The 16,610-nt window shown below is 62.6% G+C and carries 17 protein-coding genes; 11 read left to right on the top strand and 6 right to left on the bottom strand.

The features are described from left to right. The 6 genes from KKO72_RS03555 to KKO72_RS03530 form a co-directional block, all read left to right on the top strand. On the top strand, window positions 1–708 hold a 708-nt coding region (locus tag KKO72_RS03555; RefSeq protein WP_251140418.1), incomplete at its 5' end, for a phosphatase PAP2 family protein. A gap of 60 nt (window positions 709–768) precedes the next feature. Next, a complete protein-coding gene (locus KKO72_RS03550) occupies window positions 769–1,392 on the top strand; it encodes a thermostable hemolysin (RefSeq protein ID WP_251140417.1) in 624 nt (207 codons plus the stop codon). Beyond that, the gene (locus KKO72_RS03545; protein ID WP_214935522.1) at window positions 1,389–2,822 is read left to right on the top strand and encodes an AMP-binding protein; all 1,434 of its coding nucleotides are present in this window, start codon (window positions 1,389–1,391) and stop codon (window positions 2,820–2,822) included. The genes KKO72_RS03550 and KKO72_RS03545 overlap by 4 nt, the downstream gene beginning before the upstream one ends. Beyond that, window positions 2,819–3,508 (top strand): TenA family transcriptional regulator, encoded by a 690-nt coding sequence (locus KKO72_RS03540; RefSeq protein WP_214935520.1) that lies wholly within the window; start codon window positions 2,819–2,821, stop codon window positions 3,506–3,508. Before KKO72_RS03545 ends, KKO72_RS03540 begins: the two co-directional genes overlap by 4 nt. Continuing rightward, entirely contained in the window at window positions 3,505–4,302 is a 798-nt protein-coding gene (locus tag KKO72_RS03535) for an SDR family oxidoreductase (protein ID WP_214935518.1), read from the top strand. Before KKO72_RS03540 ends, KKO72_RS03535 begins: the two co-directional genes overlap by 4 nt. After that, window positions 4,299–4,937 (top strand): tetratricopeptide repeat protein, encoded by a 639-nt coding sequence (locus KKO72_RS03530; RefSeq protein WP_214935516.1) that lies wholly within the window; start codon window positions 4,299–4,301, stop codon window positions 4,935–4,937. Before KKO72_RS03535 ends, KKO72_RS03530 begins: the two co-directional genes overlap by 4 nt. Here KKO72_RS03530 and KKO72_RS03525 read toward each other — a convergent pair. From KKO72_RS03525 to KKO72_RS03510, 4 genes are read right to left on the bottom strand one after another with little or no spacing between them, the layout of a single operon-like run. Then, window positions 4,924–6,249, bottom strand: a complete 1,326-nt coding sequence (locus tag KKO72_RS03525; protein ID WP_214935515.1) for an ATP-binding protein — start codon at window positions 6,247–6,249, stop codon at window positions 4,924–4,926. The two genes, KKO72_RS03530 and KKO72_RS03525, sit on opposite strands and share 14 nt — an antisense overlap. Continuing rightward, complete coding sequence (locus KKO72_RS03520; protein WP_214935513.1) at window positions 6,246–6,920, bottom strand: response regulator; 675 nt, start codon at window positions 6,918–6,920, stop codon at window positions 6,246–6,248. Before KKO72_RS03520 ends, KKO72_RS03525 begins: the two co-directional genes overlap by 4 nt. Before the next feature lie 47 nt (window positions 6,921–6,967). Then, window positions 6,968–8,089, bottom strand: a complete 1,122-nt coding sequence (locus KKO72_RS03515; protein ID WP_214935511.1) for an ATP-binding protein — start codon at window positions 8,087–8,089, stop codon at window positions 6,968–6,970. Next, complete coding sequence (locus KKO72_RS03510) at window positions 8,077–8,817, bottom strand: response regulator (protein ID WP_214935509.1); 741 nt, start codon at window positions 8,815–8,817, stop codon at window positions 8,077–8,079. The genes KKO72_RS03515 and KKO72_RS03510 overlap by 13 nt, the downstream gene beginning before the upstream one ends. 198 nt (window positions 8,818–9,015) lie before the next feature. On the opposite strand from KKO72_RS03510, the gene KKO72_RS03505 reads away from it, so the two are divergent. Next, window positions 9,016–9,330, top strand: coding sequence for a hypothetical protein (locus tag KKO72_RS03505; protein WP_214935507.1), 315 nt, complete (start codon window positions 9,016–9,018; stop codon window positions 9,328–9,330). 25 nt (window positions 9,331–9,355) lie between these two features. Here KKO72_RS03505 and KKO72_RS03500 read toward each other — a convergent pair whose 3' ends face one another. Together KKO72_RS03500 and KKO72_RS03495 are read right to left on the bottom strand one after the other, a co-directional pair. After that, window positions 9,356–10,252: a DNA ligase gene (locus tag KKO72_RS03500; protein ID WP_214935505.1), complete on the bottom strand. Its 897-nt coding sequence runs from the start codon at window positions 10,250–10,252 to the stop codon at window positions 9,356–9,358. Between the two features lie 159 nt (window positions 10,253–10,411). Next, a complete protein-coding gene (locus tag KKO72_RS03495; protein ID WP_078363787.1) occupies window positions 10,412–10,969 on the bottom strand; it encodes an HNH endonuclease in 558 nt (185 codons plus the stop codon). 211 nt (window positions 10,970–11,180) lie between these two features. On the opposite strand from KKO72_RS03495, the gene KKO72_RS03490 reads away from it, so the two are divergent. The 4 genes from KKO72_RS03490 to lspA all read left to right on the top strand — a co-directional run bounded on the left by KKO72_RS03490 (window position 11,181) and on the right by lspA (window position 16,597). Next, on the top strand, window positions 11,181–12,176 hold the full coding sequence (locus KKO72_RS03490) for a bifunctional riboflavin kinase/FAD synthetase (RefSeq protein ID WP_214935503.1): 996 nt from the start codon (window positions 11,181–11,183) through the stop codon (window positions 12,174–12,176). A 70-nt stretch (window positions 12,177–12,246) separates the two neighbouring features. Continuing rightward, entirely contained in the window at window positions 12,247–12,999 is a 753-nt protein-coding gene (locus tag KKO72_RS03485) for a YoaK family protein (RefSeq protein ID WP_214935501.1), read from the top strand. A gap of 206 nt (window positions 13,000–13,205) precedes the next feature. Beyond that, window positions 13,206–16,070, top strand: coding sequence for an isoleucine--tRNA ligase (gene ileS / locus KKO72_RS03480; protein WP_214935499.1), 2,865 nt, complete (start codon window positions 13,206–13,208; stop codon window positions 16,068–16,070). Next, window positions 16,070–16,597 (top strand): signal peptidase II, encoded by a 528-nt coding sequence (gene lspA, locus KKO72_RS03475; protein WP_214935497.1) that lies wholly within the window; start codon window positions 16,070–16,072, stop codon window positions 16,595–16,597. The genes ileS and lspA overlap by 1 nt, the downstream gene beginning before the upstream one ends. Window positions 16,598–16,610 lie beyond the last annotated feature (13 nt).

Raw genomic sequence — 16,610 nt, 5'->3', positions numbered from 1 at the left:
CGCCCATCCAGCCAAACCAAACGTGCCAGCCCACTCTGGCCCATCAGTCTGATCGGGCTGACGCTGACCCTGTTATGGGACGCCTCAGGGCTGGACCTGTGGGTGATGGCCCAACTCGGGTCCTCACACGGCTTTGCACTGCAACATAACTGGTGGCTGGAAGCCGTTCTGCACGATGGCGCGCGTCAGTTGGCTTGGGGTGTGCTGGCGGGTCTGGCGCTGATGGTCTGGTGGCCACGGGGATTTTTCAGAGACTTGCCGCGCCGCCAACGTGCCGAGATGCTGCTGGGCACCCTGCTGGCCTTGCTGCTGGTCAGCACCCTCAAACACCACAGCCTGAGCAGTTGCCCCTGGGACCTACAACAGTTTGGTGGGGTGGCCGCGTACCGCTCACACTGGGCCTGGGGCCTGCCCGATGGTGGCCCGGGCAAGTGTTTCCCGGGCGGCCATGCTTCAGCGGCGCTGGCTTTTTTGGCCTTGCCATTGAGTCTGCTGGCCTCTGAGAGCACCACACACCGCCAAAGCGGATGGTTGTGTCTGGCGGGTGTGCTTCTGGCCGGTGTGGTGCTGGGGGCCACCCAAACCCTGCGCGGCGCCCATTACCCGAGCCACAACCTGTGGACCGCCCTGATCTGCTGGACAGTGGCCCTGCTCAACCACCAGGCCTGTCAAGCCATCACCCAAAAAGCTTTCTTAAGGCAGCCTTAATCTCGCCGCCCCAACATCGCAGCCTGTCTCCAATCAACCACAAGGAAAGCAATGTCGTTCATGGCTTCACGTCAAGTTTTACCGCCCGGTGACGATTCGGCTTTGTCGGCTCGCCCCAGGATTCGCACCCATCTGCCGGGCAGCCCGGCACGGGCACAGGTTGAGGACTTCATCGGCCGCATTTACCGCGACAGCTACGGTGCCGATGTCCGGCACTTTTCACCCACCCTGGTCAGCCTGCACGATGCACAGGGCGAGATCGTGTCAGCCGCGGGTTACCGCGCGGCCAGCCAGGAGCCACTGTTTCTGGAGCGTTATCTGGACACCCCGATTCAGACGCGGCTCACCACCGCCGGTGGTGCTGCACCCGAACGCGCACGTATCGTCGAAGTTGGCCACCTGGCCTCGGGCAAAGTGGGCAGCGGCAAAAGTCTGATCCTGCAGTTGGCGCATTTGCTGGCCGCGCAGGGCTTCCTGTGGGTTGTCAGCACCCTGACCGAAGAATTGCGCCACCTGTTTTTGCGCCTGGGCATCGCGCCTTTGGCGCTGGGTATGGCCGACCCCGATTTACTCGGTGATGCGGCAGCAGCCTGGGGCAGTTATTACGACCACCACCCGGTGGTGCTGGCCGGGCAGTTGGACCTGGCGCTGCAGACCCTGAGCCGCCGTGGGGTGTTGGCATGAAGCCGGTATTGGAAGACGGCCAAACGTCTTGGTCGGCGCCCGCCTTGCAACAGGCGGTTGCAGAAGCCCAAGACTGGATGCAAGCTGGTAACACACGCGTGCTGGCCAGTGTGCTGGACAACTCGGCCGCCTTTGTGGCGCTGGACGAAGCCCTGATGGCCGGTGAAGGTGTCCATGTGCCTTTGCCGCCCTTTTTTACCGCGACACAAATGCGCCATGCGCTGGCGGCCACCGGGGCCGACACCCTGGTCACCGAACCAGCGTGGGCACAAGCCTGGCAAGGTTTGCCCTGGCAACCCGTGCGCCTGGCCGGGCGTGAGCTGCTTGCCACCCGCCTGCCCAGTACGCCGCGCCCCTTGCCACCCGGCACAACCAAGATCACCTTCACCTCGGGCACCACCGGCTCCCCCAAAGGCGTTTGCCTGAGCCACCAGGCCATGCAGAACGTGGCCCAGGGTCTGATCACGGCGCTGGGTCCCTTGGGCATCGAGCGCCACCTCAATGCCCTGCCGTTTTCGGTACTGCTGGAAAACATAGCCGGTCTGATGGCCCCGCGCCAACAAGGCATCACCCTGGTCACCCTGGGTATGCAGGCGCTGGGCTTGCAGGGTTCCTCGCAGTTTGATGCCGCCGTGTTTCATGGCGCCGTCAAGGCTAGCCAGGCCAACAGTCTGATCCTGCTGCCACAAATGCTGCGCGCCTGGTGTGGCTATTTGCAGCACAGCGGCCAGCGTGCCCCCGAGGGTTTGCGTTTTGTGGCGGTGGGAGGTGCGGCCGTCGGGGCGCCCCTGCTGCAGGCCGCCCACAGCCTGGGCATTCCAGCCTATGAAGGTTATGGCCTGTCCGAAGGTGCCTCGGTGCAAACGCTCAATCTGCCCGGTGCCAGCAAACCGGGCAGCGTGGGGCGTGCACTGGCACATGCCCAGATCCGTTGCGCGGCCGACGGTGAAATTGAGGTCAGCGGCAGCCTGTTTTGCGGCTACCTCGGTGACAGCACAGCGCCGCCTGCCTGGTGGCCCACCGGTGACCTGGGGTCCATTGACGCCGACGGTTTTGTCCAGGTGTCAGGCCGCAAGAAACATGTGCTGATCACCGCCTTTGGGCGCAATGTCTCGCCCGAATGGGTGGAGACTAGCCTGTGCAGCCAAGCCACCATCCTGCAAGCCGTGGTGTTTGGGGATGGCGAGCCCAGCTTGCTCGCGGTGCTCTGGCCGATGAGCGCCGATCTCAGCGACGCCGCCTTGCAGGCCGCCGTGGACCGCAGCAACAGCCAGCTGCCGGATTACGCCCGGGTAGGGCGCTGGACCCGCGCTCGTGCTGCTTTTCACCCCTCCACCGGCCTGGCCACCGCCAATGGTCGACCACAACGCCCGGCCATCTGGGCGCAACACGCCGATCTCCTATCAACCCTGACTGCCTCCCAACCATGAACTTCTACCAACACCTGATTGAACAGACCAACGAGGCCCGCCAGGGCCTGCTGAACACCCCCATCATCGAAGGCGCGTTACGCGGCCAGGTAAGCCTGTCCAGCTACCTGGCTTTCCTGCGCGAGGCTTACCACCATGTGAGCCACACCGTGCCGCTATTGCGGGCCACCCAGGCCGCGTTGCCAGCACACCACCAGTGGCTTTTTGAGCCGCTGCAGGAGTACATCGCCGAAGAAAGCGGCCACGAAGAATGGATCCTGGACGACATCCGTGCCTGTGGTGGCGACGCTGAGGCCGTGCGCGCTGGCCCCCCAGCCCATGCCACCGAGATGATGGTGGCCTATGCCTACGACACCATCGCCCGCAAGAACCCGCTGGGCTTTTTTGGCATGGTGCTGGTGCTCGAAGGCACCAGCGTGTCCCTGGCGCTGATGGCAGCCGATGCGATCCAGAAACCGCTAGGCCTGCCCGATGCCGGCTTCAGCTACCTGCGCTCGCACGGCACCCTGGACCAGGAACACACCCAACATCTAGCCGTGCTGATGAACCAGGTCACCGATCCCGCAGACCAGGCCGCCATCGTGCATGCCGCGCGCGCTTTTTACCGCCTGTATGGGGATGTGTTTCGCAGCCTGCCGCTGCCGGTGGTCAGCCCAGCCCAGCAGATGCAGGTGGCACAGGTATGAAGCTCGACCAGGCACGCGTGCTGCTGACTGGCGCCAGCGGTGGCATCGGTCAGGTCATGTTGCAGGCTCTGCTGCATGCCGGGGCCCAGGTGCTGGGTATCAGCCGCCAGCCACAGACGTCCACCCACCCCCATCTGACTTGGCACCAGGCTGACCTGACCGAACCACAAGGCATCAGCGATGTGGCCCATGTGGGCGCCCAGTGGCAGGCCAATGTGCTGGTCCACGCAGCGGGTCTGCCGGGTTTTGGTGCCTTGCCAAGCCTGTCAACAGCGGCCATTGGCCAGGTGATCCACACCAATTTGGTCACCCCGATGCTGCTCACCCAGGCCTTGTTGCCCCACCTGCAAAGCCAGGCGCAGGCCCAGGTGGTGTTTGTCGGGTCCGCGCTGGGGCGCATCGGTTTGCCGGGGTTCAGCGTCTACGGCGCCAGCAAAGCCGGCCTGCACGGCTTTGCCGAAGCCTTGCGGCGAGAACTGGCGGGCAGCAGTGTGCTGATCCAGACCCTGGCGCCACGCAGCACCCGCACCGGCTTCAACAGCGCTGAGGCCGAACGCTACAACAAGGCCACCGGTACGGCGGTGGACACCCCCGAGACCGTGGCTCAGGCGCTGCTGCGCCTGATCGAGAGCCAAGCCGCCGAGCAGTTCATCGGCTGGCCGGAACGCCTGGCAGTGCGTCTGAACGGGGCGCTAGGACCACTGCTCGACGGCAGTTTCACCAAACACCGCCAGGCTCTGGCGCAGCCCAACAACCACACACCCCAACCCATATCTCAAGGACCTCAAACATGAAATTGCTCTCCACCCTTCTCTTGACCGCCGCTTGTGTACTGCCTTTTTCTTTGCGTGCCGCTCCGCTGGACGACGCCATCACCGAGCTGCAACGCGACTGGGAAGTCATCCGTTACCAGACGCCGGAATCCGCCCGTCTCAAACGTTTTGAGGCGCTGAGTGCCAAGGCGCACGGTGTCAGCCAGACCTTTGCCGGGCACAGCGAGCCGCTGGTCTGGGAGGGCATCATCGTGAGCTCGCTGGCCAATGAAAAAGGCGGCCTGGGCGCGCTCAGCCTGGCCAAACAGGCCAAAGCCATGTACGAGCAGGCCATTGCGCTGGGGGGGGATACCCTGCAGGGTTCGGCCTATGGCAGCCTGGCCGTGCTGTATTACAAGGTGCCCGGCTGGCCGCTGGGTTTTGGTGACAAGGCCAAGGCCGAAGAGCTGCTCAAGAAAGCCCTGAGCCTGAATCCCACCGGCATTGACCCCAACTACTTTTACGCTGACTTTCTGGTGGAGACCGGCCGTGGCAGCGAGGCAGCCAGTTATCTGGAGCGCGCGCTCGCTGCGCCGCCCCGGCCGGGCCGCGAGGTGGCCGATACCGGTCGGCGCGAAGAAGTTCGCCAGTTGCTGACCAAAGTCAAGTCGATGTGAGTTCAGCCACCACCCCGCTGCCATCGGCACGCGGGTGGTAAGACAGGATCAGCCCATGCAGCGCGGCAATACGCTGGGCAATCGACACCCCCAGTCCACTGCCGGGCTCGGCCTGTCCCTCCGGGCGGTAAAACCGCTCTCCAAGACGTTGTAACTGCTCGGCGGGCAGCGGCTCACCCACGTTCTCCACCCGCACGCTATTGGGGGTCAGGCGCAGGGTCACGGTGCTGCCTTCAGGCGCATAACGCACTGCATTGTCGAGCAGGTTGCGCAACAACACCGCCAGCAAGTCCCCGTCACCGCGCCAGTCAGGTGGACTTTGTGGCTCTGGCGGCCAGTCACACGCCAGCTCAATCTGACGCCGCTCGGCCAGCGCCAAGCTGTCACTCATGGCCTGCTCGGCCAGGTGCTGCCAGTCCAGAGGCTCGGTGCGCGTCAGACCAACGGTCGCTTCGAGCCGAGACAGGCGCAACAGCTGATCCACCAGACGTGTCATACGCAACATGCCCGCACTGAGTTTGCCTGCGGCCTGCGACCGCTCTGACTCGGTGCGGGCGCCTTGCAACACCTCCCACTGCGCACTGAGCACCGCCAACGGTGTGCGCAGTTCATGCGCAGCATCGGCGGTAAAACGGCGCTCCCGGGCCAGGGTGGCATCGATGCGGCCAAACAGGCCGTTCATGGCCAACAACAAGGGCTGGATTTCAGCAGGCGCCGCTTGTGACGGGATGGCTTGTAAATCATCGGCACTGCGCTGTTGCAGCTCCTGGGTCAGGGCGCGCATCGGGTTCAGCGCCCGACGTACCGCCCAGGCCATCGCCAGCAACAACACCGGCAGGGTCAGCAGCCAGGGCAGCAGCTGGCTCTCTACCAGCCCCCACACCAACTCGTCACGCTCACCAATCTTCTGCCCGGCTGCCACCAGCCACTCATGGTTGGGTGCCTGCAGGTAATACACCCGCCAGGGCTCGTGTTGCAAGGACAACTCGACAAAACCGACGGCATCGGTCAGCAAAGGCAGCTGCGTGCCTTCGCGGTCGGTCAACAGCACCTTGCCCTGGTGGTCCCAGACCGCAATCGCCAAATCTTCCAGGTCGGCTTCCTGACTCACGGCGGGAGAGGTGGCGCCGCCTTTGGCCCGGTCCAACCCCATCAGCGTGGCCTGTACCTGCAGCGTCAGACGAATCATTTCGGTGTCAAACAACTCGTTGACTTCGGTACGCGCCCGGGTGGACGACACCCAGGCGGCCCCCACCCACACCAGAGGGGCACAGATCAGCAGATACATCAACAGACGACGTTGCAGGCTCATGGGACCTCCCGTGCCGGACCCAAGGCATACCCCAGGCCACGGATGGTGCGCACCACCGCCGGGTGAATCTTGCGCCGCAAATGGTGGATGTGCACCTCCAGCGCGTTGCTCTCAGGCTCACCGCCGCTCCAGTCGTACATCTGCTCCTGCAACTGGGTTTTGGACAAGACCCGCTCCGGATGTTTGAGCAGGATCTCCAGCAAGCCAGTCTCACGTGCGGTCAGCTCCACCGGCTGGCCCAGCCAAAACACCTGGCGGGTCGAGGGGTCGTAACGCAAACCGCCATGCACCCACTCGGACTGGCTGCGCCCGGTGGCGCGACGCAGCAGCGCACGCAGGCGCGCCGCCAACTCCTCAATCGACATCGGTTTGATCAGGTAATCATCGGCCCCGGCATCGAGCCCGGCCACCCGCTGCTCCAGGCCATCACGGGCGGTCAGGATCAGCACCGGCAAAGCCACACCAAGCTGGCGCCAGCGCCTGAGCCAGACCATGCCATCGGTACCCGGCAGGCCCAGGTCCAGCACCAGGGCGTCGTAACTGGCTGTGCCCAAAGCGGCATCGGCCCGTGCACCATCGGGAAAGCAGTCCACCACATGGCCGAGCTGGCGCAAGCCGGTGCCCAGTGCATCGGCCAGTTGGGCATCGTCTTCAAGAATCAGTAAACGCATCGGGCTCCCTCGGTACGGGTGGCATGGCCCGTTGCCACAGAGCTAACTCAGTCTGCGGGCGGGTGGCCGATGCTACCAAAGCGGGTTACTGCGTCAGCCTTGGACACACGGTCCAGCTGACGTGGCAAGCTCAGGGTGGCCACCAGGCCACCTTCGGGGTGGTTGGCCAGCGTCAGAGCACCACCGTGTCGGCGGGCAATGTCACTGGCCGTGGCCAGACCCAGCCCGACCCCGCCACGGTGGCACGGCTGGGTTGATGCCAGCTGGTAGAACGGGGTCAGCACCTTGTTGAACGCCGCCTCGGGGATGCCCGGGCCGTTGTCATGCACTGAAATCTGTAGCTGATCCCCCTTATCCAACAAGGAGATGCGGGCATATTGACCATAACGCAGCGCATTGCCAATGAGGTTGCTCACACAGCGGCGCAGGGCCGAGGCCTGCGCCAGCACCGGCGCACAAGCCAGCTCACCGACCAGCTGCACATCCTGCGCGCTGTCTCGGGCGTCTTCGGCCAGACTGCGCAGCAGGGTCGCCACATCGATCTGCACCATTGGCTCGGGCTCGGCCAGACCCCGCAGGGTGTCGAGCGTGGTGCGGATCATCTCGTGCATTTCGCCAATGTCTTTGTCAAAACGCTGGCGCTGCTGCGGATCTGACAGGGCCTGGGCACGCCGCGCCAGACGGTTCAACGGGGTGCGCAGGTCATGCGATACCGCCGCCACAAACTGGTCGCGTTGGAGCATCTGCTGGCGGATGCGCGCCTGCATCTGGTTGAACATGCGGGTGGCTTCGCGGCACTCCAGCGCCCCCTCTTCAAGCAGCGGCGCCCGGCGCATGCAACCACCAATCGCCTTCGCCGCCACATTGAGCTTGCGCAGCGGCACCCGCGTCCAGCGGGCACCCAGCCAGGCGGCCATTACCAAGGCCACAGCGTCCAGCAGCCAACCGAGGTGGACCAGACCGGTCTGAGGTGAAGCCGCCAGCGCAGCACCCGGCTCGCCCCAGGCCGTCAATGGTGGCAAGCCCGAGACCAACGTGGCCGCGAGTACCCGGCTGACCACCATCGTCAACATCAGCAGCAGCAACAGACGGCCAAACAAGCCGGAGGGCAAACCCCGCAACACCAGGCGATACAAGCCGCTTGCCATCCGGGCGCTCAGTTGTGCCATGCCGAGCGACCCTGCACCGACTGGGCGTTGAACATGTAACCGGCGCCACGCACCGTCTTGATCATCGAGGGCGCCTGTGGGTCTTGGGCCAGCTTTTGTCGCAGGCGCGACACCAGCAGGTCGATGCTGCGCTCAAACACATCCATCTCCCGCCCACGTGCCTGCTCCAGCAGTTGGTCGCGACTGAACAGCCGCCGCGGGGTCCGTAAAAAGGTTGAGAGCAGTCGGAATTCGGCGTTGGACAGGGCCACGGTCAGCCCGGTGGGTGACGTCAGGCTGCGTTCACTGCGGTGCAGCACCCAGCCATCAAAATGCACCACATCGCTGTACAACAAGGCCGCCGCACTGTCCAGGGTCGGTTTGGCGCGGCGCAACACTGTTTGGATACGCGCTACCAGCTCACGGGGTTCAAACGGCTTGCTGATGTAATCGTCGGCGCCATTTTCCAACCCCATGATGCGGTCATAGATGCCGCGGCGTGCGGTCAGCATGATCACCGGAATCGTCGAACGCTGGCGGATTTCACGCGACAGCTGCAGCCCATCCACCCCCGGCAGCATCACATCCATCACCACCAAATCAATCGGGTGACGCGCCAGCTCAGCCCACATCTGGACGCCATCACCGGCGGTGTGGGATTTGAAGTTAAAACGTGCCAGGTACTCACCCAGCAAGCTGGTGATTTCTGCGTCGTCGTCAACGATCAAGAGTTGTTGTTGTGGCTTCATGGCGAACTGCACTGCGGGCAAAAACCAGTTTAGAACGCAGCGCCTGAGCCGATAGGGCGAATTGGACGGCTTTTAAGCCCTTGTTGGATTCCTCCGGATGACATTTGTATCTGGCCTGACACAAAGCAGACATTGGCGCGAAACCGGAGGGTTTCAAAATGCTGGAACACTCCGCTTTACCCTCTGAAAGGACACGTCATGGGCTCGATCTCTGGTGTCAGTGGCATGCGCAATGCTTGGACCCAAGTCACCACACAGCGCAACCAGAGGCTGGACAAGCCGTTCGCTGGCATCGACGCGGACAGCGGCTCGAATGAGCAAGCGGGCCTGGACGCCATGGTCTCGGACATCGGCCAGATCACCGATACCCCATGGGGCATCAACCGCCCGATCAAGGCCATGGACAGAGCAAACCAGCACAGTAACCTGTCAGGCACAAACGCCCTGTTGTCCAAGGTGGACAAGACCGACATGCCAACGGGGTTCGACGGATCAGCAGATGCTGCTCGCTGAGCGACGAGCTTCAGTATGCCCTCGCCTATTCTGGGTTGCGCACTCTCAGAAACGAAGCAAAGCGTGGCAGACCTTTGGGTGTGCGCTCGCGGTAGCGGTAGCTCACCAGGCTGCCAATGGGTGGTGGGTCGGCGCGTTGGGCGTCGCTGAAGCCGCTGCCCAGGGCAAAACGCTGGCCACTGGGCAATTCCAGCAACAAGGCACCCATCTGGCCACGCAGGCGGCCTTTGCCCGGCAGGTGGCCCACCACCCGGGCCTCGTCGTCAGGCTGCGGTTTGAGCTTGCGTAAGGCGCTGCTGCGCCCAGGTGACCACAAGGCGTCGGCGCGATGCAACACCAGCCCCTCGCCACCGCCTTGCACCGTGGTGGTCAGCAAGGCTTGCAAGGCCTGGGCATCCGACACGCGCTGCTGAGGCACGGCCTGTAACCAGGGCTGGGCGGCTTGTGCCAGCACGGCCTGCAAACGCTGGACACGTTCCGCAAAAGGCTCAGGGGCACCGGGCAGGTCAAACACCATGTAGCGCACTTGGCGCCAATCGTCCTCCACCGGTGTGACGCGGCGCACCAGGCCCGAGAGTTCATCAAACCGACCGCGCCCGAGCCACAGCTCACCGTCCAGCGCCACCGCAGGCAAAGCGGCGGTGAACCAGCCAGGCGCAGCAATCACCCTGCCACTGCGAAAACGCAGGGCCTGGCCATCCCAAAAGGCGCGCACACCGTCGAGTTTTTCACTCACCAGGTGAGCCGCCGGGTCCGCTTTGGCCGACCAGTCGCTGGCCAGCATCAAGGCCGGGATGTTGGCAGCGGCCAGCGCGTCCGGTGTGCCCGATGGGCTGGCGGCAGCGGCCAACACCGGTGGACAGGCCCCACCGAGCAACAACGCCAGACAAGCGACCGATGTGGCGGAGCGTGAAAAGTGCATGGAATGCCCCCTTTCGTTGTAGAAAAAAAAGGCCTCAAGCCCTTGTTCAACAAGGGCTTATCACTATGACGTTGATATCAACCGGTATAACGGTTCAGGTTTTCCTGGCCCACCCCAGCCCGAAACAAAGCGACCGGGGTGTTGGGGCCTCAGCCCCGATCAGGCCGCCAGCCGCGATGACTTGGGCACGTGCGCCATCAAAAACGCCATCTGGTCTACCAAGATGCGGCGGTTGCGCAGGATGAAGTCTTCCCACAGGCTGGGCACATAAGGTGTGTAGAGCAGCGGCATGTTGGCCTGCTCGGGCGTGCGGTGGCTTTTGCGGTGGTTGCAGGGTTTGCAGGCGGTGACCACATTCATCCAGGTGTCAATGCCCTTTTGGGCAAATGGAATGATGTGTTCACGTGTCAGGTCGGCCTCGGCAAACCAATCACCACAATAGGCGCAGATGTTGCGGTCGCGCGCAAACAGTTTGGCATTGGTCAGGCCCGGGCGCAGCTCAAACGGGTTGATGTTGGGCACCCCCTTGGTGCCAATGATGCTAGAGACCGTGATGACCGACTGTTTGCCAGTGATCGCGTTGTGGCCCCCGTGGAACACGGCCACCTCATGGCCCATCTCCCAGCGGACCTCCTCGGCGGCGTAGTGCAGCACCGCTTGTTCCAGCGAAATCCACGATTGGGGCAGCCCCTGGGCTGACAGCTTCAAGACTTTCAAAACACGACTCCCAAAAAAGACGTTATCCGAAACCCGTTCAAAACCTGACATTCACCACCAGAACATTTGGCACGTCCCCGAAGGGATGCAGGAAACGCGCCAATATCCATCCCAACACCGGTCTGGGACACAATATACCCCCTTTACGTGTCAAATTGGCGTCAAGCCCACTTGAACTTTGCTTATTGTGCTATTTAAGTTATAACAAAGAATGAAGATTTACAGGGGTTTCAAGCACCCGGACATTGCGCCAGCGTGTGCCTTGACGATTGGCAACTTTGACGGTGTGCACCGTGGCCACCAGGCCATGCTCTCACTGCTCAAGGGCGAGGCCCAACAGCGTGGTGTACCGAGCTGTGTGTTGACCTTCGAGCCACATCCGCGCGACCATTTTGCCGCCGTCACCCACAACCCGGCACGGGCACCGGCGCGCGTGGGCACCCTGCGCGACAAGCTGATTGATCTGGCCGCCTGTGGTGTTGACCAGATTGTGGTGCTGCCCTTTGACAGCCATCTGGCCAATCTGTCACCGATGGACTTCATCAACCAGGTGCTGCGCCGTGGTTTGGGTGCCACCTATGTGCTGGTGGGGGATGACTTCCGTTTTGGTGCACGGCGCTCCGGTGACTATGCGCTGCTCGACCAGGCCGGGCTGGACCAGGGGTTTGATGTGGCCCGCATGAACAGTTACGAGGTGCACAACCTGCGCGTGTCGAGCTCGGCGGTGCGTGAGGCGCTCGGGCAAGGCCGCATGAAAGACGCCACCCGGCTGATGGGCCACCCCTACCGCATATCGGGCCACGTGGTGCATGGTCGCAAACTCGGGCGCTCACTCGGGTTCAAAACCCTCAACATGCGGTTTGCCCACTGGAAGCCCGCTGCCAGCGGTATTTTTGCGGTGCTGGTCTATGGCCTGAGCCCACAACCGCTGCGTGGTGTGGCCAACATGGGCATCCGCCCTTCGCTCGACCCCAACGATGTCAACGGCGGTCGCGTGTTGCTGGAAACCCATTGCCTGGACTGGCCTGAGAGCCTGGGCGCCGAGGGTGCCTACGGAAAAATCGTGCGTGTGGAACTGCTCCACAAATTACACGAGGAACGCAAATACGACTCCCTGGACGCGTTGACGGCAGGCATCCACCAGGACTGCCTGGATGCCCGCACCTACTTTGATACCCACCCTGAAGCGGGCAGCACCAAAACCTGAGCCCTCTCGGCCTGTTGTGCAGGCGGCCCGTCCGCCCAGCCCCCGTTGTGCCATCCGCTACGATGTCCCCATGCCCATTGATTACGCGCGCAGCCTGACCGCCGAAGATCGCTCCCTGCGCAGTGATCGCCACCTCGGGTTCACACTTGCCTTTGTGGCGGGTGCTGCCAACGCGGGGGCTTACCTCGCGGTCAAGCTCTACACCTCACACATGACCGGTCTGGTGTCATCCCTGGCGGACCACATCGCGCTGGGTGAACTCACCCTGGCGCTCAGTGCCTTCGGTGCGGTGTTGTCCTTTCTGCTCGGCGCCACCACTTGCGCACTGATGATCAACTACGCCAAACGACGTCGGCTGCACAGCCGATACGCGCTGCCGCTGTTGCTGGAGGCCTTGTTGTTGCTGGTGTTTGGCCTGCTGGGCGCCAGACTGGCAGGGATGCAGGCTTTGTTTGTTCCGGTGACGGTGATGCTCCTGTGTTTCATCATGGGGCTGCAGAACGCGGTCATCACCAAGATCTCGGGCGCGGTGGTGAGAACCACCCACCTCACCGGTGTGATCACCGACCTGGGCATTGAAATAGGTCGCCTGCTCTACTGGAACCGCAGCAACAGACCCCTTGAAGAACACGTCGTGGCCGACCGCGCCAGGTTGGCCATGCTGGCCATGATGTGTTTGTACTTTCTGCTGGGCGGCATTGTGGGGGCTCTTGGTTTCAAACACCTGGGCTACCTCGCCACACTACCGCTCTCGGCCTTGCTGGTCGCACTGTGTGTGGTACCCGTTTTCGACGATCTCACGGCGCCCCTGCCAGCCGTATGACACCCTCAGGCACACCTGCGGTCACCAGCCCCCTGTGAAGCACCCCCACACCACCGTGCGCGAGCAGGGCCTACGGTAAAATCCACCGTTTCGCGCGGCAACACCGACTGCACAACGAACTCACCACAATTCCTTGGACGTATTGACCGCTGGCATCCGTCAAGTTGGCCAAGATGCCCGTGACTATTTGCCCGCCTACCCACACCATGACCAATCCAACCGATTACCGCAGCACCCTGAACCTGCCCGACACCCCGTTTCCGATGCGTGGCGATCTGCCCAAGCGCGAACCGGTGTGGGTCAAAGCCTGGGAAGACCAGGGCCTGTACCAAAAGCTGCGCGTGGCGCGCAAGGGCGCCCCGCTGTTTGTGTTGCACGACGGCCCGCCGTATGCCAACGGCCAGATCCACATGGGCCACGCGGTCAACAAGATTCTGAAGGACATGATCGTCAAGGCGCGTCAGCTCAAAGGGCTGGACGCGGTCTACATCCCGGGCTGGGACTGCCACGGCCTGCCGATTGAAAACGCGATTGAAAAGAAATTTGGCCGCAAACTCGCCCGTGACGACATGCAGGCCAAGAGCCGCGCCTACGCCACCGAGCAGATCGCGTTACAAATGGCCGACTTCAAGCGCCTCGGTGTGTTGGGTGACTGGGAGCACCCCTACCGCACCATGGACTTCAAGAACGAGGCCGATGAGATCCGCGCGTTCAAACGTGTGATCGAGCGCGGTTTTGTTTACCGTGGCTTGAAGCCCGTGTACTGGTGTTTTGACTGCGGCTCCAGCTTGGCCGAGTTCGAGATCGAATACGCCGACAAGAAGTCACAAACACTGGATGTTGGCTTTTTGTGTGCTGAACCGGCCAAACTCGCCGCAGCCTTTGGGTTGAACGCTCTCGAAAAAGAAGCGTTTGCCGTCATCTGGACCACCACCGCCTGGACCATTCCGGCCAACCAGGCGCTGAACCTGAACCCGGAATTGACCTACGCGCTGGTCGACACCGAACGTGGCTTGCTGGTGCTAGCCGAGAGTCTGGTTGAAAAGTGCATGACGCGTTTTGGCCTGACCGGCAACGTGGTCGCCACCACCGTGGGCAAAAACCTCGGTGGCATCAACTTCAAACACCCGTTCGCCCATGTGGACGCCGGTTATGACCGCCTGAGCCCGATCTACCTGGCCGACTACGCCACCGCAGAAGACGGCACCGGCATCGTGCACAGCGCACCCGCTTACGGTCTGGAGGATTTCAACAGCTGTGTGTCACACGGCATGAAATACGACGACATCCTGAACCCGGTGCAAGGCAACGGCGTATACGCGCCCGAGCTGCCGTTGTTTGGTAACCAGCAGATCTGGAAAGCCTGCCCGGTGATCATCGATGCGCTGCGCGACGCAGGTCGCCTGTTTGCCACCGAGAACATCGTGCACAGCTACCCGCATTGCTGGCGCCACAAGACACCGGTGATCTACCGCGCTGCCGCCCAGTGGTTCATCCGTATGGACGAAGGTGTCGGCATCTTTACCAAGGACAAAGCACCGCAGACCCTCAGACAGACTGCGCTGGCCGCTATTGAAAACACAGCGTTTTACCCAGAGAACGGCAAGGTGCGGCTGCGCGACATGATCGCCGGGCGGCCCGACTGGTGTATCTCTAGACAACGCAGCTGGGGTGTGCCGCTGCCGTTTTTCCTGCACAAGGACAGCGGTGAGTTGCATCCCAAAACCATGGACATCCTCGACATCGCCGCCAACATGGTGGAAGAAGGCGGCATCGAAGCCTGGAGCAAGGCCACAACCGAAGACATCCTGGCCACGGTGGATGCACAAGCCGATGCGCCGTTCTACACCAAGAGCAGCGACATTCTGGAAGTCTGGTTTGACTCCGGCACCACCCACACCACGGTGCTGAAGGGTTCCCACCCGGGCTGCGGTCATGACAGCGGCCCCGAAGCCGACCTGTATCTGGAAGGCCACGACCAACACCGCGGCTGGTTCCACTCCAGCTTGCTGACCGCCTGCGCGATGTATGACCGCGCGCCTTATCTGGGCATCCTGACCCACGGCTTCACCGTGGACAGCAAGGGCCACAAGATGAGCAAAAGCGCTGGCAACGGCGTGGACCCGCAGGAAACGTCGAAGAAGCTCGGTGCCGAGATCATCCGCCTGTGGGTCGCTGCCAGCGACTACTCGGGCGACATCGCGGGTGACGACAAAATCCTGGCGCGGGTGGTAGACACCTACCGCCGGGTGCGCAACACGCTCAAGTTCCTGCTGGCCAACACCCAGGACTTTGACCCGGCCAAGGACAGCGTGCCCGCAGACCAGCTGCTGGAAATCGACCGCTACGCGTTAAGCCGCGCCGCGCAATTACAAACCGACATCCTGGCGCATTTTGAGGTGTATGAATTCCACCCGGTGGTGGCCAAGCTGCAGATTTATTGCAGCGAAGACCTGGGCGCGTTTTATTTGGATGTGCTTAAGGACCGGCTCTACACCACCGGCGCCAATTCGCTGGCCCGGCGCAGCGCCCAAACCGCCTTGTGGCAGATCACCCAGGCGATGCTGCGCTGGATGGCGCCGTTCCTGAGCTTCACCGCCGAGGAAGCCTGGGCGGTGCTGGGTGCCGATGGCAAAACCCCGGTGGCCACGCGCGACTCGATCTTCATGGACACCTATTGCACCCAGCCCGAGCCCAATGCCGAGCTGCTGGCCAAGTGGAACCGCATCCGCGAGATCCGTGACTTGGTCAACAAAGACATCGAGGTCTTGCGCGCCAACGGCCAGGTGGGCTCCTCACTGCAAGCGGTGGTGGAACTGACCGTCGGCCCGGACGATCTGGCCTTGCTGCAAAGCCTGGGTGCTGACCTGAAGTTTGTGTTCATCACATCCGCTATTGAACTGGTAGCTGGTGAGTCTTTATCCATCAGGTCCAGTGCCTCAAATGGCGTGAAGTGTGAGCGTTGCTGGCATTACAGCGACGAGCTGGGCACCGACCCCGCTCACCCGACCTTGTGCCCGCGTTGCACCAGCAACCTGTTTGGCAGCGGTGAAACCCGGAGCTTTGCCTGATGGCCAGCAAAGGCAGGGGCGCAGGCCGATCCAACATGAGCTTCAAGTCGGGCTCGAGCAGCTGGCTGCCCTGGCTGGCGTGGTCCCTCGTGGTGATCCTGGTCGACCAGTTCACCAAGGTGCTGGTGCTGGGTTATTACCAACTCGGTGACAGCCACCCGGTGACGAGCTTTTTCAACCTGGTGCGCGTGCACAACCACGGCGCGGCATTTTCGTTTCTGGCCAGCTCGGGCGGCTGGCAGCGCTGGTTGTTCACCGGTATTGGCATCGGTGCGGCGGTGTTGATCATCTGGCTGCTCAAGTCCCACCCCGGGCAAAAACTGTTTGCTTTTGCGCTGGCCAGCATTCTGGGTGGCGCACTGGGCAATGTCATTGACCGGCTGTTGCACGGTTATGTGGTCGATTTTCTGGACTTTTACTGGAAAAACTGGCATTTTCCGGCCTTCAACATTGCCGACAGTGCCATCACCCTTGGCGCGATCTGCCTGATCCTTGACGAGCTGCTGCGTGTGCGCCGTGGCCGCTGAAACCCACTTGAAC

The sequence above is a fragment of the Rhodoferax sp. U11-2br genome (assembly GCF_018619435.1).
In the GTDB taxonomy this organism is placed as follows: domain Bacteria; phylum Pseudomonadota; class Gammaproteobacteria; order Burkholderiales; family Burkholderiaceae_C; genus Rhodoferax.
The sequence above is the reverse complement of the archived record's forward strand: the minus strand, read 5'-3'. Positions and strand labels throughout refer to the sequence as shown.